The organism is Amycolatopsis sp. PS_44_ISF1, from assembly GCF_032335455.1.
Taxonomy (GTDB): Bacteria; Actinomycetota; Actinomycetes; order Mycobacteriales; family Pseudonocardiaceae; genus Amycolatopsis.
In genome coordinates this window covers 196,656-220,540 of record NZ_JANUXO010000004.1, presented here as the reverse complement: position 1 = coordinate 220,540, position 23,885 = coordinate 196,656, and the positions used below count along the sequence as shown (strand labels likewise).

Here is a 23,885-nt window from a genome sequence, read left to right as displayed (position 1 = left end):
CCGGGTCAGCCGGCCTCCCCGGCTTCGGGCTCGCGCTTGCCTTGGTGCAACCCGTGGTGCACCCAAGCCAGCGCCGGCAGCGCGGCGAAGCCCCACAGGAACAGCCCGGAGCCGCCGGTGAGCAGACCGAACACCACCATCAGCACCGCGGTGACGTCGGCCAGCACGAGGGTGATCAGCCAGAGCCGCGAGCGCGACGGGGGCACGCCCTGGCTCAGCGCGGCCACGAACGCGGGGTCGCTCGCGGCCAGTTCCTCTTCGATCTTGCGCAGTGCGCTGCGCTCTCGGTAGGGCAGCATGACCCCTCCTCGGGACGGACCGGGCCGATGATCGCCCCTACAGTTGAGTACCCGGCCCACCCCCACGTCAAGCACCGCTTTTCCGGGAATAATCGGCAAAGGAGGGCCGGGCCGGGTGCGCCGTTCGCCGCGCGCGGCGACCCGGGCCCGCCGGTGCGGGTGCGGCGGGGGACCGGCATCTCGCGCGGTAGCGGGGAAACCGGGCCCGGCCCGGGGCTTGGTCGCGGGGTTGGTTGCGGGGAACGCCGAGGCGGCCGGCGTGGCGCAGGAAGGGGCGAGCCGCGCGAACCCCGTGCGCGGGCCGTAATACTTCCGATAGAAGTGCTCTCCGGCGGTAACCGCCACCTGCAGGCGCTTGAAGCGGGGTGACTACAGGCGCAGGTCTTGCTTCAGACCGCCTGGTCCAGGTAGGCGCGGATCGACGCCATCTCCCGGGACAGCTCGGTGCCCGGCTCCGCCCGACCGGCGCGGTACCCGGTCATCTCCCGGACCAGCATGGCGGAGGAGAGGTGCTGCAGGTGCCGTGCGCGGTCGAATCGGCGCTTCATGAAGGCGGGCAACGCTTCGGCCGGCGGACGCCGGGTGAGCTCTTCGGCCAGTACCACCGCGTCTTCGAGCGCTTGGGCCCCGCCTTGGGAAAGATGGGGCACGAGGGCGTGGGCGGCGTCGCCGATCACGATCGCCCGGCCGGTGTGCCACGGGGCCGGGAGGCGCACCTCGAACAGCGGGCTGTAGACGATTTCCTCGGCCGGGGGCAGATTTTCGCGGACTTCGGCCACCAGCCCGGTGTAGCCCGCCAGCCGCTCCTCCAGCAGGTCCCGCCGGGCGGCGGGCTCGTGGCGGGGGTTGCCCGGCTCGGCGGTGAGGTGGAAGAGGTACATCTCGTCCTCGGTGATGGGCACCAGTCCCGCGTCGGTCGTGGCGCCCGCGAACTTCGTCATCGCGTCGACCCGGCGGGGCATCCCCGGCTTGGCGCGCCAGCACGAGTAGCCGGTGAACACCGGGCCGGCCGGGGCGCCGAACAGGCGCGTCCGCAACGGCGACCGCAGGCCTTCGCACCCCACGACCAGGTCGTACTCGCCCTCCCGGCCGTCGCTCAGCCGGACCTGGGCCGCCGGGGGGCCGTCGGTGAACTCCTCGATCCCGACCCCGGTCCGCAGCCGCGCGCCCGCGGAGACCACCGCGGTACGCAGGATCCCGGCGAGCCGGGCGCGGGCGATGCCCAGGTACCCCGGCACACCGTCCGAAAAGGACGGACAGGGGAGCGCGACCACCGGCGCGCCGGCGGCGTCGCACCGCACGTACTCGTCGAAGACGTACCCGGCGGCGACGGTTTCGTCGAGCACCCCGAGGGCCTTCAGCATCCGGAGGGCGTTGTTCGGCACGCTGATCTCGATCCCGGTCACCGCCGGATCGGCCCGCACCTCGGCCACGTCGACCTCCACCCCCCGGCGGGCCAGCGCCCCGGCCACCGCCAGTCCGCTGATGCCCCCGCCGGACACCAGGACCCGCCTTACGTTCTTGGTCACGATCGCTCCTTTTCTTCCGGTGACGGCCGGGCCCGGCCGCGGGTGCCTTCGCTGCCGCCGAGGTCGACTCCCGGGCGGCGGAGGCGGCGAGCTGCACGATCAGTCCCCGGCGGGTGCGTCGAGGTAGGCGAGGCCGTGCGGGCCTTCGCCGACGGGCCGGGTGTCCGTCACGGTCATCTCGTCGAGGTCGACGACCGAGACGGTGTCGTCCTTGTAGTTGGCCACGTATGCGGTCCCGCCCTCGGAGCTGGTCGTCACGTTGAGCGGGAAGCGGCCGACGGGGATCCGCGGCCCCAGCTCACGGCTCGGGAGCTCCAGCACCTGGACGAAGCCCCGGCGCAGGACCGGGTTCTCGTTCCAGACGTCGAAGTTGAAGCTGGTGAACACGACCCGGCGGCCGTCCGGCGTGACCGCGACCGCGCCCGGTCCCTCCTCCAGCGGGAGGGCCGCCGTCAGGCGGTCGGCGGCGACGTCCACGAGGTAGAGGTGCGGGGATCGCCGGCCGGCCACGAACACCTGGGCGCCATCCGGGGAGACGGCGATTCCCTCGGTCCCGCAAGGGGTTTCGATCCGGCCGGTGACCGTCATCGACGCGACGTCGACCACGGTGACGAACGGTTCCTCCTTGTTGGCGGTGAACACCTTGGTGCCGTCCGGGGTCAGCGTCAGCCAGTGCGGCCCCGGAGCACCGACCGGGACCGAACCGGTCACCTCATCGGTTTCGAGGTCGAGCGCGATCAGCTCGCCGCCGTGGGACTCGCAGGTGATCAGCAGGGTGCGCAGGTCGGGCGAAAGCTGCAATCCGTGCGGGCCCCAGTGCGGGGAGAGGTCGATGCTGCGCAGGGGCCGCAGCCCGTCGAGCGACACCACTTCCACGAAGTGCGAAGCCTTTTCGTAGTGGCCGTAGAAGCCGTCCTCGTAACTGATGCTGATGTAGCCGAGCCCCCGCTGCCGGTCCACGACGACCTCGTGGGGCATGGACCGCAACGACCGCACGGCGAGCCGCTCGAAGGTACCGGTGTCCCGCAATTCGACCGCGCCGGCCTCGGTGTCGACGATCAGCAGGCCGGCCATGATCTGCTCCCGGGGGTTTCGGTGCGGATGAGGGGGATCTGCGCGGAGTCCGGTCGCGGCCGGCGAGCGTGGCCGCGGAGGCGGCCGTCACCCGGACCACGGCTGTGTCCGTTCTGTCTGCGCTGTCTGTCGCGTGGAGTGTCGTCCATGCCGTTCATGATCGTCCGCCGCTACCATCCCTGGCAGAGCAGTCGCAGATCTCGGGTATCTCCCGGAGAGATGGTGGGCGTGGAAATCCGGCAGTTGCGGCACTTCCTGGCGCTGGTCGAAGAGGGCAGCTTCACCCAAGCCGCCCGCCGGGAGTTCATCGTGCAGTCCGGGCTGTCCTCGTCCATCCGGGCGCTGGAGCAGGACCTCGGCGTCGCCCTCTACGTGAAGGGCACCCGGCCACTGCGGCTGACCGCCGAAGGACGCGCCCTGATCCCGGCCGCCCGCGAGGCGCTGCGCGGTTTCGACTCCGTCCACGAAGCGGTGGGGCAGGTCAGCCGGCGGCTGACCGGGCGGTTGGGCATCGGCGTCTTCACCCACGTGGAGCACCTCGTCCCGCTGGCGGCGGTGCTCTCCCGCATGACGGTGCTGCACCCGGGGCTCGAACTGGGGCTGGCCCAGCTGCCGACCGAGGAGATGGTCCGCCTGATCACCGCCGGACGGCTGGACTGCGCCCTGCTCTCCGCCACCGGGGCCGCGCGGCGGGAGCTGGACCTCACCCGGCTCGCCGCCGAGCCGTTCGTGCTGGCCGGCTCCCGCGACCACCCGCTGGGCCACGCCCCCTCGATCGCCCTGGGCGACCTCGCGAACGAGCGGTTCGTCGACGTGCCCCGGTACTGGGCGGTGCGCACGCGGCTCGATCGGCTCTTCCGCGAAGCCGGGTTGCGCCGCCGGCAGGTCTGCGAGGTCGACGATTGGGGCCTGGCCCTCGACCTGGTCGCCGGTGGTGCGGGGCTCGCGTTCCTTCCCCGGGCCGTCGCCGAACAGGGCCGCGGCGGCGGGGTCTGGCACCAGACCCTGACCGACGTGGAGCTGGAGCGCCGAATCGATTTCGCCCTGCCTCGCGGCGACGCGGCGAGCCCGGCCGCCCGGCGGTTGCGGGTCGAGCTGGTGGCCGCGGTCTCCTGAGGCCGGGTGGCCGGAATCCGGGGCAGACTGAAACACGTTCTCATAACGCGCGTGCGGTGGGGGGGATCGTGCTGTTCTTCGGGCGGCCGGATCGGGCGCGCTCCCGGATGCGGTTTCCGTCACCGGACCGCCGCGCACCGCGACGGCGCCGCCTCGGGGTAACCGCTGCTCGCGGACGTTGCGGGGCGCAGTGACCGACGACACCCCGGCCGGAATTCCCCCGCTCCCGGACCGGACCGCGACGGACCGGCCTCGGCCACTCGAACGGGTGAGTTGCCGGACCAGGCGTCATTCCGGCCGGTCCCGGCCCTCTACGGGGGTGTGGCGGTGACCGGCCGGCACGCCCCCCGACCGGCCGGTCACCGCTTTCGCCCGCCCGGCATCCGGGTGCGGACCGGCGGGGCGAATGGCGCGGCGGGGCACCGCCCGTGAGACTGGTCCCGTGCACAGCCCCGCCGCCGACGAGGCATCCGAGAACGTCTTCCCGCCCGAGCTGGCCGAGCTGGCCGCCGCCTACGGCGTAGCCACCCATTACGAGAACTCCGAGCAGGTCGAAGTCCAGGTCGAGGCCGAGGTGGTGGTCGCGGTGCTGGCGCAGTTCGACGTCGACGCCGCCACCCCCGAGGCCATCGCCGCCGCGCTGGCCGTGGTCCGCGGGAACCGCCGGTCCACCGCCCTGCCGCCGACGCTGGTGGTGCCGCAGGGGCAGGAACGCGCACTGGGGCGCGGCGCCACGGTCGAGCTGGAGGACGGCACCACCCGCGAGGTCGGCGCCACGCTGCCGGCCGACCTGCCGCTGGGCTGGCACCACGTGGTCACCGCCGAGCAGCGCGTGACCCTCGCCGTGGTCCCGGCGAGGCTGCCCGACGTGCCGCCGGCCTGGGGCTGGATGCTCCAGCTCTACGCCCTGCACTCGGATGATTCGTGGGGGATGGGCGACTTCGGCGACCTGCGCACCGTCGCCGCGCGTTCGGCCGCGGAGCTGGACGCCGGGGTGCTGCTGGTGAACCCGGTGCAGGCGTTCAGCCCGGCGCACCCGGTGGAGCGCTCGCCGTACTCGCCCTCCAGCCGCCGGTTCGCCAACCCGATCTACCTGCGCGTCACCGACACCGAAGCGTTCGCGCGGGCCGACGAGGACACCCGCGCCCGGGTGCTCGCCCTCGCTCCCGCCGAGGGCGGCGAACTGATCGACTACGACGCCGTCTGGACCGCCAAGCGCGACGCCCTCGAACTGCTCCGCCCGCACCACCCGCACCCCGTCGAGCTGGACGACGACCTGCGGGACTTCGCCACCTTCGGCGCGCTCGCCGAGGTCCACGGCGCGGACTGGCGCGGCTGGCCGGAAGCGCTGCGCGACCCGTCGAGCTCCGAGGTCGCCCGAGCTCGTGAGGAGCTGGCCGCGCGCGTGGAGTTCCACGGCTGGCTGCAGCAGCTCTGCCACGAGCAGCTCGGCGACGTCCGCCGCGCCGCGCGCGAGGCCGGGATGCCGGTCGGCGTGGTGCACGACCTGCCCGTCGGGGTCCACCCCGGCGGCGCGGACACCTGGGCGCGACGGGACGTCTTCGCCGCGAACGTGCGGGTCGGCGCGCCACCGGACACGTTCAACCAGCTGGGCCAGGACTGGAACCTGCCGCCGTGGCGCCCCGACCGGCTGGCCGAGGCCGGCTACGCGCCGTTCCGCGACGTCGTGCGCGGGGTGCTCCAGTACGCCGACGGCATCCGCGTCGACCACATCGCCGGGCTCTGGCGGCTCTGGTGGATCCCGCCGGGCGAGCCCGCCGGGCGCGGCACCTACGTGCACTACGACGCCGAAGCGATGGTCGGCGTGCTCGCGCTGGAGGCGCACCGGGCCGGCGCCGTCGTGGTCGGCGAGGACCTGGGCACGGTCGAGGACACCGTCACCGAGACCATGCAGGCGCGCGGGATGCTCAGCTCCGCCGTGCTGTGGTTCCAGCGTGACTGGGACGCGCCCGGCCAGCCGTTCGTCCGCCCGGCGCGGTGGGCCCCCGAGGCGATGGCCAGCATCTCCACCCACGACCTGCCCACGGTCTCCGGCTGGCTGGAGGCCGAGCACGTGCGCGTGCGGGCCGGGCTGGGCCTGCTGGACCGGCCCGCGGCCGAGGAGTACGCCGACGCCGCGGCCGAGCGCGCCGCGCTGCTGGACCTGCTCGAGCGGGAAGGGATCCCCGGCGGCGACCTGGTCGTGGCGTTGCACACGCTGCTGGCCTCGGCCGCGTCGCGCCTGGTCCTGACCTCGCCGGCCGATGTGACCGGGCAGCGGCGGCAGCCGAACCTGCCCGGCACCACCGACCAGTACCCTAACTGGCGGATTCCCCTGCCCGTCACCGTCGACGGGCTCTTCGCCGATCCGCGGGTGCACGCGGCCGTCGCCCCGCTCAAGGCCGCCCGCCCGCTGCCGTAGCGGATCGCGGTTCGAGACCCGCCCCGGTGGGTAGACCAGTCCCCCCGTCGTAACCGAAACACCCCCAAGGAGAGCCCTGTGCGGCCCTGGCCCGGAACGTCCTACCCCCTAGGTGCCACCTACGACGGAGTGGGCACGAACTTCGCGTTGTTCTCCGAGGTGGCCGAACACGTCGACCTGTGCCTGTTCGACGAAGACGGCACCGAGACCCGCGCCCGTCTCGAAGAGGTGGACGGCTTCGTCCACCACGGCTACCTGCTCGGCATCGGCCCGGGCCAGCGCTACGGGTTCCGGGTGCACGGCCCGTACGAGCCGGAGCGCGGTCTGCGCTGCAACCCGAACAAGCTGCTGATCGACCCCTACGCCAAGGCGCTGTCCCACGGCGTCGACTGGAGCGAGGCGCTGTTCAGCTACCGCTTCGACGACCCCGAGCAGCGCAACGACGAGGACTCGGCCGGGCACGTGCCCTACTCGATGGTCGTCAGCCCGTTCTTCGACTGGTCCGACGACCGCGCGCCGCGCACCCCTTACCACGAGACCGTGATCTACGAGGCGCACGTCAAGGGCATGACGATGACGCACCCGTTCGTGCCGGAACAGCTGCGCGGCACCTACGCGGGGCTGGCGCACCCGGCGGTGGTGGAGCACCTGCAGAAGCTCGGCGTCACCGCGGTCGAGCTGATGCCGGTGCACCAGTTCGTCACCGACCACGGGCTGGACGAGAAGGGCCTGCGCAACTACTGGGGCTACAACACCATCGGCTTCTTCGCCCCGCACGACGGCTACGCGGCGATGCCCGGCCAGGGCGGCCAGGTGCAGGAGTTCAAGGGCATGGTCCGCGCCCTGCACGAGGCGGGCATCGAGGTGATCCTCGACGTGGTCTACAACCACACCGCCGAGGGCAACCACCTGGGCCCGACGCTGTCCATGCGCGGGATCGACAACGAGGCCTACTACCGGCTGGTCGAGGACGACCGGCAGTACTACATGGACTACACCGGCACCGGGAACTCGCTGAACGTGCGCAACCCGCACACCCTGCAGCTCATCATGGACTCGCTGCGCTACTGGGTGACCGAGATGCACGTGGACGGGTTCCGCTTCGACCTGGCCTCGGCGCTGGCGCGCGAGTTCTACGACGTCGACCGGCTGTCCACCTTCTTCGACCTGGTGCAGCAGGACCCGATCGTCAGCCAGGTCAAGCTGATCGCCGAGCCGTGGGACGTCGGCCCGGGTGGCTACCAGGTCGGCAACTTCCCGCCGCTGTGGACGGAGTGGAACGGGCAGTACCGCGACACCGTGCGCGACTTCTGGCGCGGGGAATCGGCCACGCTGGGCGAGTTCGCCTCCCGCATCACCGGCTCCTCGGACCTGTACCAGGACGACGGCCGCCGCCCGTTCGCGTCGATCAACTTCGTCACCGCGCACGACGGGTTCACGCTCAACGACCTGGTGTCCTACAACGAAAAGCACAACGAGGCCAACGGCGAGGACAACCGCGACGGCGCCGACGACAACCGCTCGTGGAACTGCGGGGTGGAGGGGCCGACCGACGACGCCGGGGTGCTGGAGCTGCGGGCCCGCCAGCGCCGCAACCTGCTCGCCACCAACCTGCTCTCCCAGGGCGTGCCGATGCTGCTGCACGGCGACGAGTTCGGCCGCACCCAGGACGGCAACAACAACGCCTACTGCCAGGACACCGAACTGTCCTGGATGGACTGGGAGCTGGCCTCGGCCAACCACGACCTGGTCGAGTTCACCGCCGGGCTGACCGCGTTCCGCCGCGCGCACCCGGTGTTCCGCCGCCGCCGGTTCTTCCAGGGCAAGCCGATCCGCAAGGGCGAGGAGCTGGGCGACATCGCCTGGTTCACCCCCTCGGGCGAGGAGATGACCGAGCAGAACTGGGACGACGGCTTCGGCAAGTCCGTGGTCATCTTCCTCAACGGCGAGGGCATCCCGGACCTCGACCCGCGCGGCATGCGCGTGGTCGACGACTCGTTCCTGATGGCGTTCAACGCGCACTACGAGGACCTCGCGATGACCCTGCCGGGCAACGGCTACGGCCAGGAGTGGACGGTGGTGGTGAACACCGCGACCGGCGAGGTCGGGCACGCCGACGGGGAGCCGGTGCCCGGCGGCGGCGAGCTGACCCTGGCCGCGCGCTCGCTGGTCGTGCTGCAGCGGACCGCGGGGGGGGACGACGAGGAATGAACCGGCCTTCATCGACCTACCGGGTGCAGCTGCACCCGGGGTTCACCTTCGGCGACGCCGCCGAGCTGACCGGCTACCTGCGCGAACTGGGGGTCGGCGCGCTGTACACCTCGCCGGTGCTCGACGCGACGCCCGGCTCCACCCACGGCTACGACGTGGTCGACCCGACGCGGGCCCGGCCCGAGCTGGGCGGCGAGACGGGCCGCAAGGCCCTGTCGGCGCGGCTGAAGGAGGCCGGGCTCGGGCTGGTGGTCGACATCGTGCCGAACCACATGGCGGTGGAGGTGCCCAAGACCGACGCGTGGTGGTGGGACGTGCTGCGCCTGGGCCGGGAGTCCGCCTACGCCGGGCACTTCGACATCGACTGGAGCCGCGGCCGCCTGCTGGTGCCGGTGCTCGGCGACGACGACGCGGTCGCCGAGCTGAGCGTCGAAGACGACGAGCTCGTCTACTACGACCACCGGTTCCCGATCGCGCCCGGCACCGGCGAGGGCAGCCCGCAGCAGGTGCACGACCGCCAGCACTACGAGCTGGTGGGCTGGCGCCGGGGCAACGCGGAGCTCAACTACCGGCGGTTCTTCGACATCACCACCCTCGCCGCGGTCACCGTCGAGAAGGCCGAGGTGTTCGCCGAGACCCACGGCGAGGTGCTGCGGTGGGTGGCCGAAGGCGAGGTCCAGGGCCTGCGCGTGGACCACCCGGACGGCCTGGCCGACCCCGGGGGCTACATGCGGCGGCTGCGCGAAGGCGCACCGGGCGCCTGGCTCGTGGTCGAGAAGATCCTGCACCCGGGCGAGGCGCTGCCGCAGAGCTGGCCGGTGGACGGCACCACCGGCTACGACGCGCTGCGGGAGATCGCGGGGGTGTTCGTCGACCCGTCCGCGGCGTCGGCGTTCACCCGGCTGGCCGGCGAGCTGGGCGGCCGGACCGACTACCACGCCGTGGAGGAGCAGGCCCGCCGCCTGGTCACCGACCGGATCCTGGTGGCCGAGGTGCGCCGGATCGCCGCGCTGCTGGCCGGGGTGGACCCCGAGGCGGCCCGGTCCGCGGTGGCCGAGGTGATGATCGCGTTCCCGGTCTACCGCTCGTACCTGCCCGAGGGCGGCGAGAACTGGACCGCGGCGGTGGAGCGGGCGCGGGCCCGGCGGCCGGACCTGGGCGCGGCGTTCGACGCGCTGGACGCGCAGGTGCGCGCCGAGCCCACGGGCGAGCTGGCCACCCGCCTGCAACAGACCTCGGGCATGGTCGTGGCCAAGGGCACCGAGGACACCACCTTCTACCGGTTCACCCGGTTCGCCGCGCTGAACGAGGTCGGCGGCAACCCGGACCGGTTCGGCCTGTCCGTCGCGGACTTCCACGCGCTGGCCGGGCAGCGCGCCGCCGCGTACCCGGCGACGATGACCACGCTGACCACCCACGACACCAAGCGCTCCGAGGACACCCGGGCCCGGCTGGCCGCGCTCTCCGAGCTGCCCGGGGAGTTCGCCGCCGCGGTCCGGAGCTGGACCGCGCGCCGGCCGATCGACGAGCCGGCGCTGAACCTGCTGGCCTGGCAGACGCTGGTCGGCGCGTGGCCGATCGGCGAGGACCGGCTGCGCGACTACCTGGACAAGGCGGCCAAGGAATCGAAGCTGCGCACCACCTGGACCGACCACGACGAGCCGTTCGAACGGGCCGTGGCGGCGTGGCCCGGTCAGGTGCTGGGCGACGCCGGGCTGGCCGCCGAGGTCGAGGCGTTCGTCGACCGGGTGCGCGGGCCGGGCTGGGTGAACTCGCTCGGGCAGAAGCTGCTGCAACTGGCCGGGCCCGGGATCCCGGACGTCTACCAGGGCACCGAGCTGTGGGACTTCTCGCTGGTGGACCCGGACAACCGGCGCGAGGTGGACTACGCCGCGCGCCGCGAGATCCTCGGCCGCGTGCGCGACGGCGATCGGCCCGAGGTGGACGAGACCGGCGCGGCCAAGCTGTTCCTGGTGCACCAGGTGCTGAACCTGCGCCGGGACCGGCCCGAGCTGTTCACCGGCTACCGGCCGTTGCACGCCGAAGGCGCCGCCGCGGACCACCTGCTGGCGTTCCAGCGCGGAGCCGATCTCGCGGTGGCGGTCACCCGGCTGCCGGTCGGGCTGGAGCGCGAAGGCGGCTGGCGCGACACCGTGCTGCCGCTGACCGAGGGCGTCTGGACCGATGCGCTGACCGGCCTCACGGTCGGCGACCGGCCGGTCGCGGCCGCGCTGTTCGGCCGCTACCCGGTGGCCCTGCTGGTACGGGAGGACTCCTGATGTTCACGGTGTGGGCGCCGGACGCCGATCGCGTCCGGGTGCGGGTCGACGGCACCGACCACGAGATGACCGCGGCCGGCGGCGGCTGGTGGCGTTCCGAGGCCGAGGGAACCGACTACGCGTTCCTGCTCGGTGAAGACGAGAAGCCGCTGCCGGACCCGCGCTCGCTGCGACAGCCCGAAGGCGTGCACGAAGCTTCGCGCGTGTACGACCATTCGGCCTTCGAGTGGACCGACAGCGGGTGGACCGGACGCCAGCTGCCCGGCGGTGTCGTCTACGAACTGCACTTGGGCACCTTCACCGAGGGCGGTACGTTCGACTCGGCCATCGATCGCCTCGGCCACCTCACCGACCTCGGCATCACCCACGTCGAACTGCTGCCGGTGAACTCCTTCGACGGCACCGCCGGCTGGGGTTACGACGGGGTGCTGTGGGGCGCGGTGCACGAGCCCTACGGCGGACCGGACGGGCTGAAGCGCTTCGTCGACGCCTGCCACGCGCGCGGGCTGGCCGTGGTGCTCGACGTCGTCTACAACCACCTCGGCCCGTCCGGCGCCTACCTCGACCGGTTCGGCCCGTACTTCGCCGGGGCCACCGACTGGGGCGCCGGGCTGAACCTCGACGGGCCGGGCTCCGACGAGGTGCGCCGCTACGTGATCGACAACGCGCTGGGCTGGCTGCGCGACTTCCACCTCGACGGGCTGCGGCTCGACGCCGTGCACGCGCTGGTCGACAAGCGCGCGGTGCACCTGCTGGAGGAGCTGGCGGCCGAAACCGACGAGCTGTCCGCGGCCCTGCGGCGGCCGCTCACGCTGATCGCCGAGTCCGACCAGAACGACCCGAAGCTGGTCACCGCCCGCGAAGGCGGCGGCTACGGACTGGGCGCGCAGTGGTCCGACGACCTGCACCACGCGCTGCACGTCCGGCTCACCGGCGAGACCGGCGGGTACTACGCCGATTTCGCCGCGCCGGGCGCGCTGGCCAAGACGCTGCGCGAGGTGTTCTTCCACGCCGGGACCTGGTCCTCCTTCCGCGGGCGGACCCACGGCCGCGCGGTCGACACGCGCAGAGTGCCGGGCCACCGGTTCCTCGGCTACCTGCAGGACCACGACCAGATCGGCAACCGGGCCACCGGTGACCGGCTCTCGGCCACCGTCTCGCCGGGCAAGCTGGCCTGCGGCGCGGCCGTGGTGTTCTGCTCGCCGTGCACGCCGATGGTGTTCATGGGCGAGGAGTGGGCGGCGAGCACGCCGTGGCAGTTCTTCGCCTCGTTCCCGGACCCGGAGCTGGCCGAGGCCGTGCGCACGGGACGCCGCCGCGAGTTCGGCCAGCACGGCTGGGGCGAGGCCGACGTGCCCGACCCGATGGACCCGGCCACCTTCCGGCGCTCCCGGCTCGACTGGGCCGAGCGCGGGCAGGACGGTCACCGCGAGATGTTCGAGCTGTACCGGACGCTGATCCGGGTGCGCCGCGAACACCCGGAGCTGGCCGACCCGCGGCTCGACCGGCTCGTGGTGCAGTCGGCACCGGACGACTCGTGGCTCGTGCTGCACCGCGGCGCGCTGCGGCTGGCCTGCAACTTCGGCGCCGAAGCGGTCACCGTCGGGCTGGGCGGCCCGGCCGGTGCGGTGCTGGCGAGCTGGGGCGCGCCCGGGCTCGACCCCGCGGGCGGGTCGGACGTGCACCTGCCGGGGGAGTCGTTCGCGCTGGTCACCACCGGTCCGTAGGGGCAGGCCGGGTCGCCGTGCGTCCCTGACCGCGGCCCGGACGGGTGCCGCCGGGGCGTGGTCTTTGCCAAGATCAGGGCATGGCCACGCGACCCGCATCCGACACCCAGGTCCTCGCCGGACGCCCGTTCCCGCTCGGGGCCCACCCCGAGGCCGGGGGCGTGCGCTTCGCCGTCACCTCCGCCGTGGCCGACGCGGTGGAGGTCGGCCTGATCGCCGAAGACGGCTCCGAGCGCCGCATCGAGCTCACCGAGCGCACCTTCGGCGTGTGGCACGGCCTCGTCCCCGGCGTCACCCCGGGCCAGCGGTACGGCTACCGCGTGCACGGCCCGTACGACCCTTCGCGCGGGCTGCGCTGCAATCCGGCCAAGCTGCTCGTGGACCCCTACGCCCACCGGATCAGCGGCCGGCTCACCAGCCTGACCGCCGCGCAGGGCTTCACCGGCGACCCGGACCGCGGTCTGGCGTCCACTGTGGACTCACTCGGCAGCGTGCCGCTCTCGGTGGTCACCTCGCCCGGCGGGCCGGACACCGGGCTGAAGCCGGAGGTGCCGTTCGAGGAGTCGGTGATCTACGAGGTGCACGTCAAGGGGTTCACCCAGCAGCACCCGTTCATCCCCGAAGCGCTGCGCGGCACCTACCTCGGCCTGGCGCACCCGGTCTCGATCGAGCACCTGGCCCGCCTCGGCGTCACCACGGTCGAGCTGCTGCCGGTGCACGCCTTCGCCGACGAGCCCTCGCTGATCCGCGCGGGCCGGCACAACTACTGGGGCTACTCGCCGCTCGGGTACTTCGCCCCGCACCCGCGCTACGCCAGCGAGCCGGGCCGGGAGGTCGAGGAGTTCCGCACCATGGTGGCGGCGCTGCACGCGGCCGGCATCGAAGTGATCGTCGACGTCGTGTTCAACCACACCTGCGAGGGCGGGCCGGACGGGCCGACGCTGTCGCTGCGCGGGCTGGACGCCCCGGCCTACTACCTGCACACCAAGCGCGGGCAGATGGCCGACATCACCGGCTGCGGCAACACCCTCGACGCCGGTTCGCCCACCGTGGTCCGGCTGGTCACCGACTCCCTGCGCTACTGGACGCAGGAGCTGGGCGTGGACGGTTTCCGCTTCGACCTGGCCAGCACGCTGGGCCGGCCGCGCGGCGGGATGTTCGACCGCGATTCCACCATGCTCACCGCGATCACCACCGACCCGGTGCTCTCGACCTGCAAGCTCATCGCCGAGCCGTGGGACGCGACCGGTGAGGGCTACCGCGTCGGCGACTTCGGCGCGCAGTGGGCCGAGTGGAACGGGCGCTACCGCGACACCCTGCGTGACTTCTGGCGCGGCGCCACCGGCGTCCGCGACCTCGCGTACCGGCTGTCGGGCTCTTCGGACCTCTACGACCACAACCTGCGCCGCCCTTGGCAGTCGATCAACTTCATCACCGCCCACGACGGCTTCACGCTGCGGGACCTGGTGTCCTACAACGACAAGCACAACGAGGGCAACGGCGAGGACAACCGCGACGGCACCGACGACAACCGTTCGTGGAACCACGGCGTGGAAGGGGAGACCGGCGACGCGGCCGTGCTCGCGCTGCGCACCCGCCAGGCCCGCAACCTGTTCGCCACCCTGCTGCTGTCCACCGGCACGCCGATGCTCACCGCCGGTGACGAGATGTGGCGCACCCAGGGCGGTAACAACAACGCCTACTGCCTCGACGACGAGACCTCCTGGCTCGACTGGACCCCTTCGGCGGAGTCGGAGCCGATGCTCGCCTTCGCCCGGCGGGTGGTGCGCATCCGCGCCGAGAGCCCGGCGCTGCGCCAGCCGGAGTTCTTCGAAGGCCGAACCACGCCCAGCGGCCAGCCCGACCTGGTCTGGTTCACCCCCGAGGGGCGGGAGTTCGCCGAGGGCGACTGGTTCGACGAGGACCGCCGCTCGCTCTGCCTGTGGATCGACGGCTCCAACAGCCAGGCCCGCAACCGCGAGGGTGCGCTGGTCACCGACCACTCGTGGCTGCTCGTGCTGCACGCCGGCGACGAGCCGCTGGAGGTGGTGCTGCCGGGCCGCGAGTACGGCGCGACCTACAAGCCCACCCTCGACACCAGCACCGCCGACGGCAGCCCGGCCGGTCCCGGGGTGCTCGAACCGGGCGGCCGCATCACCGTCGAGGCCCGCTCGCTGCTCCTGCTGCGCGCCCCGCGCGACGTCGTGGAGGGGCCGCAGGCCCTCTGACGGCACCCGCAGTTCGCGGGGAGTTCACCGGTCCACGGGGCAAGCTCCCGGGCCGGTCCCGGCGTCGGACGCGGGAAGAACTTCCGCCGGAGGACCCCGTTTCCCCTGGGCCGGTGGCGGGTACCTTCCGGAAAAGGCCCCGCTGTCAAGGGCTTTGGCGGAATCAGGCAGACTGACCGTGCTCGCGTCCACTCAGTACGATCTCGGGGAAAAAGGGGCGTAACCATGACCGGCCGGCTCGGTATCGACGAGGTCACGCCCACCGTGAGCTGTGGCCGTTACCCGGCCAAAGCCGTTGTGGGAGAACACGTCCCGGTGTCCGCGACGGTCTGGCGCGAGGGCCACGACGCGGTGTCGGCCACCGTGGCCTGGCGGGGCCCGGGCGACCGGGTCTCCCGGCAGACCCGGATGGCGGAGCAGGGCACCGGGCTCGACCGGTTCGCCGCCGTGGTGGTGCCCGACACCGAGGGCATGTGGACCTACCGCGTGGACGCGTGGAGCGATCCCTGGGCGACCTGGGAGCACGCGGTCGAGGTCAAGATCGCCGCCGGTCAGGGGCCCGGTGAGCTGGAGAACGACCTGGAGAACGGCGCGCGTCTGCTCGAACGCGTCTCGCGCCGCCCGGACCGCCGGGCCGAGCGCGGGCTGCTGGCCGGCGCCGCGGCCACGCTGCGCGAAGGCGGACGGGACCTGGCCGGGCGCGTCGGCCCCGCGCTCTCGCCGGAGGTCCGCCGGATCATGCACGAGTTCCCGGTGCGGGAGCTGGTCACCAAGGGCAAGCCGTTCAAGCTGTGGGTGGACCGCAAGCGGGCCGCGTTCGGCTCCTGGTACGAGCTGTTCCCGCGCTCCACCGGCGGCGTGGACGAGCAGGGCCGGGCCGTGCACGGCACCTTCGCCACCGCCGCCCGGGCCCTCGACCGGGTCGCGGGCATGGGGTTCGACGTGGTCTACCTGCCGCCGATCCACCCGATCGGCCGGGTGAACCGGAAGGGCCCCAACAACACCCTGGCCGCCGGTCCGCAGGACTGCGGCTCGCCGTGGGCGATCGGCGCCGACGAGGGCGGGCACGACGCGATCCACCCGGACCTCGGCCCGATCGAGGACTTCGACGAGTTCACCGCGCGGGCCGGCGAACTCGGCCTGGAGGTCGCGCTCGACCTCGCGCTGCAGGCCGCGCCGGATCACCCGTGGGTGCTCAAGCACCCCGAGTTCTTCACCACCCGGCCCGACGGCTCGATCGCCTACGCCGAGAACCCGCCCAAGAAGTACCAGGACATCTACCCGGTCAACTTCGACAACGACCCGCGCGGCATCTACGAAGAGGTGCTGCGCGTGGTGCTCCACTGGGTCTCGCACGGGGTGCGCATCTTCCGGGTCGACAACCCGCACACCAAGCCACCGGACTTCTGGGCCTGGCTGATCCAGTCGGTCAAGGACGCGCACCCGGACGTGCTGTTCCTGGCCGAGGCGTTCACCCGTCCGGCGCGGCTGTGGGGGCTGGCCCAGCTCGGCTTCACCCAGAGCTACACCTACTTCACCTGGCGCACGACCAAGGAGGAGCTGATCGAGTTCGGCGTCGACCTGGTCGAGCACTGGGACCAGGGCCGGCCCAACCTGTTCGTCAACACCCCGGACATCCTCCACGAATCGCTGCAGCACGGCGGTCCGGGCATGTTCGCCCTGCGCGCCGCGCTCGCCGCCACGCTGTCCCCGACCTGGGGGGTGTACTCCGGTTACGAGCTGTTCGAGCACGAGCCGGTGCGCCCGGGCAGCGAGGAGTACCTCGATTCGGAGAAGTACCAGCTACGCCCGCGCGACTTCGCCCGGGCGCTGGCCGAGGGCCGTTCGCTGGAACCGTGGATCACCAAGCTGAACGCCATCCGCCACGCCCACCCGGCGCTGCACGGGATGCGCTCGCTGCGGTTCCACCACGTGGACAACGGCGCGCTGCTGGCCTACTCCAAACAGGACCCGGCGACCGGGGACACCGTGGTGACGGTGGTCAACCTCGATCCGCACGGGGCCCAGGAGGGCACCCTCTGGCTCGACCTCGAGGCGCTCGGGTTCGACTGGTCGGAGCGCCTGATCGCGCACGACGAGGTGACCGGGGAGACCTGGGACTGGGGCCAGGCGAACTTCGTCCGGCTCGAACCGTGGCGTGCGGTGGCCCACGTGATCGCGGTCCGGCGCCGGCTCGCGAGCTAGAACACATCATCCGGTTTGACCAACCACCCTGCGGCAGGAGCCTGTGGCGGGGACGATCGAACGTACCCAGCGAACGCGGGACGAGGTGGAGTTCATGAACGAGGGTGACCGGCCCGACGCGGCCTTGGGACTCGACGGGGTACCCCACACCGGGGAAGCGGTGGACGCCGACGGCATGCTGGTCGAACCGCAGGCGGAGGACTTCACCTCCGCCGAGCAGGCGCCCAGCAACCCGCACTGGTTCAAGGGTGCGGTGTTCTACGAGGTGCTCGTCCGCGCGTTCAGCGACTCGAACGGCGACGGCACCGGCGACCTGAGGGGGCTGGCCGACCGGCTGGACTACCTCGAATGGCTCGGCGTGGACTGCCTGTGGCTGCCGCCGTTCTACGCCTCGCCGCTGCGCGACGGCGGGTACGACATCAGCGACTTCCGCGCCGTGCTGCCGGAGTTCGGCAGTGTGGACGACTTCGTGCACCTGCTCACCGAGGCGCACAAGCGCGGCATCCGGGTGATCACCGACCTGGTGCTGAACCACACCTCCGAGGCGCACCCGTGGTTCCAGCAGTCCCGGTCCGACCCGGACGGCCCCTACGGCGACTACTACGTGTGGAGCGACGACGACTCGCGCTACGCCGACGCGCGGATCATCTTCGTCGACACCGAGTCCTCGAACTGGACCTACGACCCGGTGCGCGGCCAGTTCTACTGGCACCGGTTCTTCTCCCACCAGCCGGACCTGAACTTCGAGAACACCGAGGTCCAGGAGGCCATGCTGGACGTGCTGCGGTTCTGGCTCGACCTCGGGATCGACGGGTTCCGCCTGGACGCGGTGCCGTACCTGTTCGAGCAGGAGGGCACCAACTGCGAGAACCTGCCGCGCACGCACGAGTTCCTCAAGCGCTGCCGCAAGGTGGTCGACGACGAGTACCCGGGCCGGATCCTGCTGGCCGAGGCCAACCAGTGGCCCTCGGACGTGGTCGAGTACTTCGGTGACGCCGAGGTCGGCGGGGACGAGTGCCACATGGCGTTCCACTTCCCGCTGATGCCGCGCATCTTCATGGCCGTGCGCCGCGAGTCTCGGTTCCCGATCTCGGAGATCCTGCTGCAGACCCCGGAGATCCCCAGCGGTACGCAGTGGGGCATCTTCCTGCGCAACCACGACGAGCTGACGCTCGAGATGGTCACCGACGAAGAGCGCGACTACATGTACTCCGAGTACGCCAAGGACCCGCGGATGAAGGCCAACATCGGCATCCGCCGGCGGCTGGCCCCGCTGCTGGACAACGACCGCAACCAGCAGGAGCTGTTCACCGCGATGCTGCTGTCGCTGCCCGGCTCGCCCGTGCTGTACTACGGCGACGAGATCGGCATGGGCGACAACATCTGGCTCGGCGACCGCGACGCGGTCCGCACCCCCATGCAGTGGACCCCGGACCGCAACGCCGGCTTCTCCGCCTGTGACCCCGGCCGCATCTACCTGCCGGTGATCATGGACCCGGTCTACGGCTACCAGGCGCTCAACGTCGAGGCGCAGTCGAACAACGCGTCCTCGCTGCTGAACTGGACCCGGCGGATGATCGAGGTGCGCAAGCAGCACCACGCCTTCGCCGAGGGCGACTTCGTGGACCTCGGCGGGTCGAACCCGAGCGTGCTCGCCTACCAGCGCCACTGGCGGCGCCCGGACGGGCGCGAGGACGTGGTGCTGTGCGTGAACAACCTTTCGCGCTTCCCGCAGCCGGTGGAGCTCGACCTGGCCGCCCACCGCGGGGGAGTGCCGGTGGAGCTGACCGGCGGGGTCCGGTTCCCGGAGATCGGTGAGCTGCCGTACCTGCTCACGCTGCCCGGGCACGGGTTCTACTGGTTCGAGCTGCTGGACCCGGACGACGAAGGTGAGATGAGATGAGCCCCTTCACCGATCCCGGTCGCCTGGTCGGCGAGCTGGTCGCCGAGCTCCCGCAGTGGCTGCCCACCCAGCGCTGGTTCGCGGGCAAGGACCGGCCGGTGACGGCCGTGCGCCCGCTCGAGGTCACCCACCTGCTCGACGGCGACCCGCTGCTGCTGCACGTGATCGTGGAGGTGGTTCAGGGGGATCGGCGGGAGCCCTACCAGCTTCTGGTGGGACAGCGTTCGCACCCGCCGGAGATCGCGTCGTCCTCGTGGATCGGCACCGACTTCTACGAAGCGAGCGGCGACGCCGACCTCACCGCCCTGCTGCTGGACAAGATCGTGGCCGAGGAGGTCACCGGCGCGCTGAGCTTCGCGCACGAGCCGGGCGTCCGGCTCTCCGGCGGACTGCGGGCCCGGCCGATCACCTCCGAGCAGAGCAACACCTCGCTGGTCTACGGCGGGCAGTACATCCTCAAGCTGTTCCGCAAGCTCAGCCCCGGCACCAACAAGGACCTGCTGCTGCACCGCGCGCTGCAGGCCGCGGGCTGCGAGCACATCGCCCGGGTGGTCGGCTCGATCACCGGCGAGCTGGCCGGGGAGCCGGCCACCATCGGCATGATGCAGGTGTTCCTGTCCGACGCCGTGGACGGCTGGGCGATGGCCACCACCAGCGTCCGCGATCTGATGGCCGATCCGGAGATGCACCCGGACGAGGTCGGCGGCGATTTCGCCGGCGAGGCCGAGCGGCTGGGCCTCGCCGTGGCGAAGGTGCACGCGGACCTGGCCTCGGCGCTCAGCACCGAGCCGGTGGACGAAGGCGAGCTGGACCGCACCGCGCAGGCGATGGCCGACCGGCTGGAGCAGGTGGCCGCGGTGGTGCCGGAGCTGGCCGCCCACCGGCCCGAGCTGCGCGCGGCGTTCGAGGCCGTGCGGGAGCGCCCGGCCGGTTCGCCGCCGATCTCGATGCAGTACGTCCACGGCGACCTGCACCTGGGGCAGGTGCTGCGCACCGTCGGCGGCTGGCTGCTGCTCGACTTCGAGGGTGAGCCGGCCGCGCCGGTGGAGGAACGGCACGCGCTGCGCTCGCCGTTGCGCGACGTCGCGGGCATGCTGCGCTCCTTCGACTACGCGGCCCAGCAGCTGCTGATCGGCCAGCCGGAGGACCCGGTGCTGACCGCTCGCGCACTGGAGTGGGCCCGGCGCAACCGCGCCGCCTTCTGCGAGGGGTACGCCCGGGGCGCGGCCGCGTCGATCGGCGACCCCCGCGAGCACGGGGCGCTGCTCCGTGCCTTCGAACTCGACAAAGCGGTGTACGAGGTCGCCTACGAGCACGCGAACCGGCCGGACTGGCTGGCCGTGCCGCTCGCGGCGATCGCCCGCATCACGCACGGAGGTGAGTGACCAGTGACCACGGCTCCCCGGGACCTGCCCGGTGCCGCCCCGTCGCCGCAGGACATCGACGACCTGCTGGCGGGTACCCACCACGACCCGCACTCGGTGCTCGGTGTGCACTCCGACGGCAAGCACTTCCACGCCCGGGCCCTGCGCCCCGGCGCGAAGGCCGTCACGGTGGTGGCCGGGAAGACCCGGTTCCCGCTGGAGCGGGTGGCCGACGCGCTGTTCGCCGGTCCGCTGCCCGAGCACCCCGGCGACTACCGGCTCGAGGTGGACTACGACGGCACCACCGTGACCGCCGACGACCCGTACCGCTGGCTGCCCACCGTCGGCGAGCTGGACCAGTACCTGATCGGCGAGGGCCGGCACGAGCGGCTGTGGGACGTGCTGGGCGCGCACCTGCGCAGCTACGACACCCCGGGCGGCACCGTCGAGGGCGTGTCCTTCGCGGTGTGGGCGCCGACCGCCCGCGGGGTGCGGGTGATCGGCGATTTCAACGGCTGGGAGGGCCGCGGGCACCCGATGCGCTCGCTCGGCTCCTCGGGCGTGTGGGAGCTGTTCATCCCCGGGGTGGCCGACGGGAGCTGCTACAAGTTCCGGATCCTCGGCGCGGACGGGAACTGGCTCGAAAAGGCCGACCCGATGGCCTTCGCCACCGAGGTCCCGCCCGCCACCGCTTCGAAGGTCACGCAGTCGCACCACACCTGGGCCGACCAGGAGTGGGCCGCGCGCCGTGAGGCGACCAACTGGGCCGACGCCCCGATGAGCGTGTACGAGGTGCACCTCGGCTCGTGGCGGCCCGGGCTCGACTACCGCGAGCTGGCCGAGCAGCTGGCCGAGTACGTCGAGGAGACCGGCTTCACGCACGTGGAGCTGCTGCCGGTGGCCGAGCACCCGTTCGGCGGCTCGTGGGGCTACCAGGTCACCTCCTACTACGCGCCGACCTCGCGCTTCGGCCACCCGGACGACTTCCGCCACCTGGTGGACCACCTGCACCAGCGCGGGATCGGCGTGCTGGTGGACTGGGTGCCGGCGCACTTCCCGCGGGACGCCTGGGCGCTGGCCCGGTTCGACGGCAGCCCGCTCTACGAGCACGAGGACCCGCGCCGCGGCGAGCAGCCGGACTGGGGCACGCTCGTGTTCAACTTCGGCCGCAACGAGGTGCGCAACTTCCTGGTGGCCAACGCGCTGTACTGGCTGGAGGAGTTCCACCTCGACGGGCTGCGCGTGGACGCCGTGGCCTCGATGCTCTACCTGGACTACTCGCGCAAGGAGGGGGAGTGGCTGCCGAACGAGTTCGGCGGCCGCGAGAACCTCGACGCGGTGCGGTTCCTGCAGGAGCTCAACGCCACTGTCTACAAGCGACACCCGGGCGTGGTCATGGTGGCCGAGGAGTCGACCGCGTGGCCCGGCGTCACGCGCCCGACGCACCTGGGCGGGCTCGGCTTCGGCTTCAAGTGGAACATGGGCTGGATGCACGACACGCTGCGCTACGTCGGGCACGAGCCGGTGCACCGCGCGTTCCACCACAACGAGATGACCTTCTCGCTCGTCTACGCCTGGAGCGAGAACTTCGTGCTGCCCCTTTCGCACGACGAAGTGGTGCACGGCAAGGGATCGCTGTGGGAGCGGATGCCGGGCGACGACTGGAACAAGGCGGCCGGGCTGCGCTCGCTGCTGGCCTTCATGTGGGCCCACCCGGGTAAGCAGCTGCTGTTCATGGGGGGCGAGTTCGGCCAGCCGCGGGAGTGGTCGGAGTCGCGCTCGCTGGACTGGCACCTGCTCGACGAACCGCTGCACCGCGGGATCCAGGACCTGGTGCGCCGGCTGAACCTCGGCTACCGCGAAACCCCGGCGCTCTACAGCGGGGACGTGCGGCCCGAGGGCTTCCAGTGGATCGACGCGAACGACTCGGGCGGCAACGTGCTGAGCTTCCTGCGCATCGGCTCCGACGGCTCCCGCCTGGCCTGCGTCGCCAACTTCGCCGGGGTGCCGCACCACGACTACCGCGTCGGCCTGCCCGCCGCGGGCCGCTGGACCGAACTGCTGAACACCGACGCGGAAGCCTTCGGCGGCTCGGGCGTGGGCAACCTCGGCGCGGTGGAGGCGACCGAGCACCCGTGGCACGGGCAGCCCGCGTCGGCGGTGCTTCAGCTCCCGCCCAGCGGGGTGCTGTGGCTCACCGAAGACGCTTCGCCGGTGGTGATCGAGGAGCCGCGGGACTGACCCGATCGGCCGGGCGGCGCGGCCGGTGACCGAAGCTCGACTTCGGTGACCGGCCCGCCTCCGCCCTCGCTGCGTCACACACGCGGTTGGATCTCCCGCGCACCCCGGTCGCGGGGCGGCCGGTTCAGCGGGCGATCGTGCCCGGACGCCCCTGGGATCCGACCCGCTCGCGCCGATGTCGGAAAATATCTCACGTTCCCCCTTGCCCGTGAACGGGCCCGTCGGCATACTTTGTTGCCATCCACAACAAACCTGGGGTGGCGCCGCCAGGCCTCCCCGCGAGGGACGAGGGATGACAATGAAGTCTCTTAAGACCCCCACCCGGTGGCGGCTGCTGGTGCTCCCGGCAGCGCTCTCCGTCGCCGCCGCGGTCACGCTCACCCCGGCCGGCACGGCGGCTCCCGCGCCGTCGCCGTCGAAGGTGCTGGACTCGTTCACCGACGACTTCGACGGCCCCGCGGGCAGCCCGGCCGACGGCTCGAAGTGGACCTACGAGACCGGCGACAACAGCGGAAACAACCACGAGCGGCAGTGGTACACCTCGGGCGCGGCCAACGCGGCGCTCGACGGGCAGGGCCACCTGGTGATCACCGCCAAGAAGGAGAGCTCCGGCAACAACTGCTGGTACGGCGCGTGTGAGTACACCTCGGCGCGGCTGAACACCGCGGGCAAGTTCGCCACCGGCGGCGGCCACATCGAGGTGCGGATGAAGCTGCCGCGCGGGCAGGGCGTGTGGCCGGCGTTCTGGATGCTCGGCGGCGGCAACTGGCCGACCGATGGCGAGATCGACGTGATGGAGAACATCGGCAAGGAGCCGAACACCGTGCACGGCACGATCCACGGCCCGGGCTACTCCGGCGCCAACGGCATCGGCGCCGCCTACAACGGCCCGGACTTCTCCGACGACTTCCACACCTACGCGGTCGACTGGACCGGCGAGAAGATCGTCTGGTCGGTGGACGGCAACGCCTACGAAACCCGCACCCCGGCCGACCTCAACGGCAACCGGTGGGTGTACGACCACCCGTTCTTCCTGATCCTGAACCTCGCCGTGGGCGGCGACTGGCCGGGCGACCCGGACGGCAGCACGCAGTTCCCGCAGCAGCTCGTCGTGGACTACGTGCACGTGAGCTGAGCCCCCTCGACCGGCATCGGAGCGGCCGCGCGCGGCGGGCGGGCCCACCCCGGCCGCCGCCGCATCCCGGACGTCCCCGCGGGCCACGAGCTTCGCGGGGGCGGGCGGAGATCACCTCGGCGCGGATCTCCGCGGAGTCGCCCGGACCGGTT

13 protein-coding genes and 1 pseudogene are annotated in these 23,885 nt (G+C 72.2%); 11 read left to right on the top strand and 3 right to left on the bottom strand.

Going from position 1 to position 23,885, the window contains the following annotated elements; genetic code table 11:
* Positions 1 to 5: 5 nt before the first annotated feature.
* The 3 genes from NYF13_RS30920 to NYF13_RS30910 all read right to left on the bottom strand — a co-directional run bounded on the left by NYF13_RS30920 (position 6) and on the right by NYF13_RS30910 (position 2,902).
* Positions 6 to 299 (bottom strand): DUF3040 domain-containing protein, encoded by a 294-nt coding sequence (locus NYF13_RS30920; RefSeq protein ID WP_315661469.1) that lies wholly within the window; start codon positions 297 to 299, stop codon positions 6 to 8.
* A gap of 389 nt (positions 300 to 688) precedes the next feature.
* The gene (locus NYF13_RS30915) at positions 689 to 1,828 is read right to left on the bottom strand and encodes an FAD-dependent monooxygenase (protein ID WP_315661468.1); all 1,140 of its coding nucleotides are present in this window, start codon (positions 1,826 to 1,828) and stop codon (positions 689 to 691) included.
* A 99-nt stretch (positions 1,829 to 1,927) separates the two neighbouring features.
* The gene (locus NYF13_RS30910; protein ID WP_315661467.1) at positions 1,928 to 2,902 is read right to left on the bottom strand and encodes a YncE family protein; all 975 of its coding nucleotides are present in this window, start codon (positions 2,900 to 2,902) and stop codon (positions 1,928 to 1,930) included.
* A gap of 222 nt (positions 2,903 to 3,124) precedes the next feature.
* On the opposite strand from NYF13_RS30910, the gene NYF13_RS30905 reads away from it, so the two are divergent.
* The 11 genes and pseudogenes from NYF13_RS30905 to NYF13_RS30855 all read left to right on the top strand — a co-directional run.
* Entirely contained in the window at positions 3,125 to 4,018 is an 894-nt protein-coding gene (locus tag NYF13_RS30905; RefSeq protein WP_315661466.1) for a LysR family transcriptional regulator, read from the top strand.
* 442 nt (positions 4,019 to 4,460) lie between these two features.
* On the top strand, positions 4,461 to 6,440 hold the full coding sequence (gene malQ / locus NYF13_RS30900) for a 4-alpha-glucanotransferase (protein ID WP_315661465.1): 1,980 nt from the start codon (positions 4,461 to 4,463) through the stop codon (positions 6,438 to 6,440).
* 78 nt (positions 6,441 to 6,518) lie between these two features.
* Complete coding sequence (gene glgX, locus NYF13_RS30895) at positions 6,519 to 8,651, top strand: glycogen debranching protein GlgX (protein WP_315661464.1); 2,133 nt, start codon at positions 6,519 to 6,521, stop codon at positions 8,649 to 8,651.
* Positions 8,648 to 10,930 (top strand): malto-oligosyltrehalose synthase, encoded by a 2,283-nt coding sequence (gene treY, locus NYF13_RS30890; protein WP_315661463.1) that lies wholly within the window; start codon positions 8,648 to 8,650, stop codon positions 10,928 to 10,930. Before glgX (NYF13_RS30895) ends, treY begins: the two co-directional genes overlap by 4 nt.
* Positions 10,927 to 12,657 (top strand): malto-oligosyltrehalose trehalohydrolase, encoded by a 1,731-nt coding sequence (gene treZ, locus NYF13_RS30885; protein ID WP_315661960.1) that lies wholly within the window; start codon positions 10,927 to 10,929, stop codon positions 12,655 to 12,657. Before treY ends, treZ begins: the two co-directional genes overlap by 4 nt.
* An 80-nt stretch (positions 12,658 to 12,737) precedes the next feature.
* The gene (gene glgX, locus NYF13_RS30880) at positions 12,738 to 14,885 is read left to right on the top strand and encodes a glycogen debranching protein GlgX (protein ID WP_315661462.1); all 2,148 of its coding nucleotides are present in this window, start codon (positions 12,738 to 12,740) and stop codon (positions 14,883 to 14,885) included.
* Between the two features lie 225 nt (positions 14,886 to 15,110).
* Complete coding sequence (locus NYF13_RS30875) at positions 15,111 to 17,090, top strand: maltotransferase domain-containing protein (RefSeq protein ID WP_315661461.1); 1,980 nt, start codon at positions 15,111 to 15,113, stop codon at positions 17,088 to 17,090.
* 94 nt (positions 17,091 to 17,184) lie between these two features.
* A complete protein-coding gene (treS, locus tag NYF13_RS30870) occupies positions 17,185 to 18,993 on the top strand; it encodes a maltose alpha-D-glucosyltransferase (protein WP_315661460.1) in 1,809 nt (602 codons plus the stop codon).
* On the top strand, positions 18,990 to 20,378 hold the full coding sequence (locus tag NYF13_RS30865; protein WP_315661459.1) for a maltokinase N-terminal cap-like domain-containing protein: 1,389 nt from the start codon (positions 18,990 to 18,992) through the stop codon (positions 20,376 to 20,378). Before treS ends, NYF13_RS30865 begins: the two co-directional genes overlap by 4 nt.
* A 3-nt stretch (positions 20,379 to 20,381) precedes the next feature.
* The gene (gene glgB, locus NYF13_RS30860) at positions 20,382 to 22,598 is read left to right on the top strand and encodes a 1,4-alpha-glucan branching protein GlgB (RefSeq protein ID WP_315661458.1); all 2,217 of its coding nucleotides are present in this window, start codon (positions 20,382 to 20,384) and stop codon (positions 22,596 to 22,598) included.
* 298 nt (positions 22,599 to 22,896) lie between these two features.
* Positions 22,897 to 23,730, top strand: a pseudogene (locus NYF13_RS30855) (family 16 glycosylhydrolase); the annotation flags it as partial.
* Between the last annotated feature and the right edge of the window lie 155 nt (positions 23,731 to 23,885).

Excerpts from the sequence above, each read along its gene's own strand:
- NYF13_RS30920 (WP_315661469.1), bottom strand. The coding sequence starts at position 299 with ATGCTGCCCTACCGAGAGCGCAGCGCACTGCGCAAGATCGAAGAGGAA.
- NYF13_RS30910 (WP_315661467.1), bottom strand. The coding sequence starts at position 2,902 with ATGGCCGGCCTGCTGATCGTCGACACCGAGGCCGGCGCGGTCGAATTG.
- treY (WP_315661463.1), top strand. The coding sequence starts at position 8,648 with ATGAACCGGCCTTCATCGACCTACCGGGTGCAGCTGCACCCGGGGTTC.
- glgX (WP_315661462.1), top strand. The coding sequence starts at position 12,738 with ATGGCCACGCGACCCGCATCCGACACCCAGGTCCTCGCCGGACGCCCG.
- NYF13_RS30875 (WP_315661461.1), top strand. The coding sequence starts at position 15,111 with ATGACCGGCCGGCTCGGTATCGACGAGGTCACGCCCACCGTGAGCTGT.
- treS (WP_315661460.1), top strand. The coding sequence starts at position 17,185 with ATGAACGAGGGTGACCGGCCCGACGCGGCCTTGGGACTCGACGGGGTA.
- NYF13_RS30865 (WP_315661459.1), top strand. The coding sequence starts at position 18,990 with ATGAGCCCCTTCACCGATCCCGGTCGCCTGGTCGGCGAGCTGGTCGCC.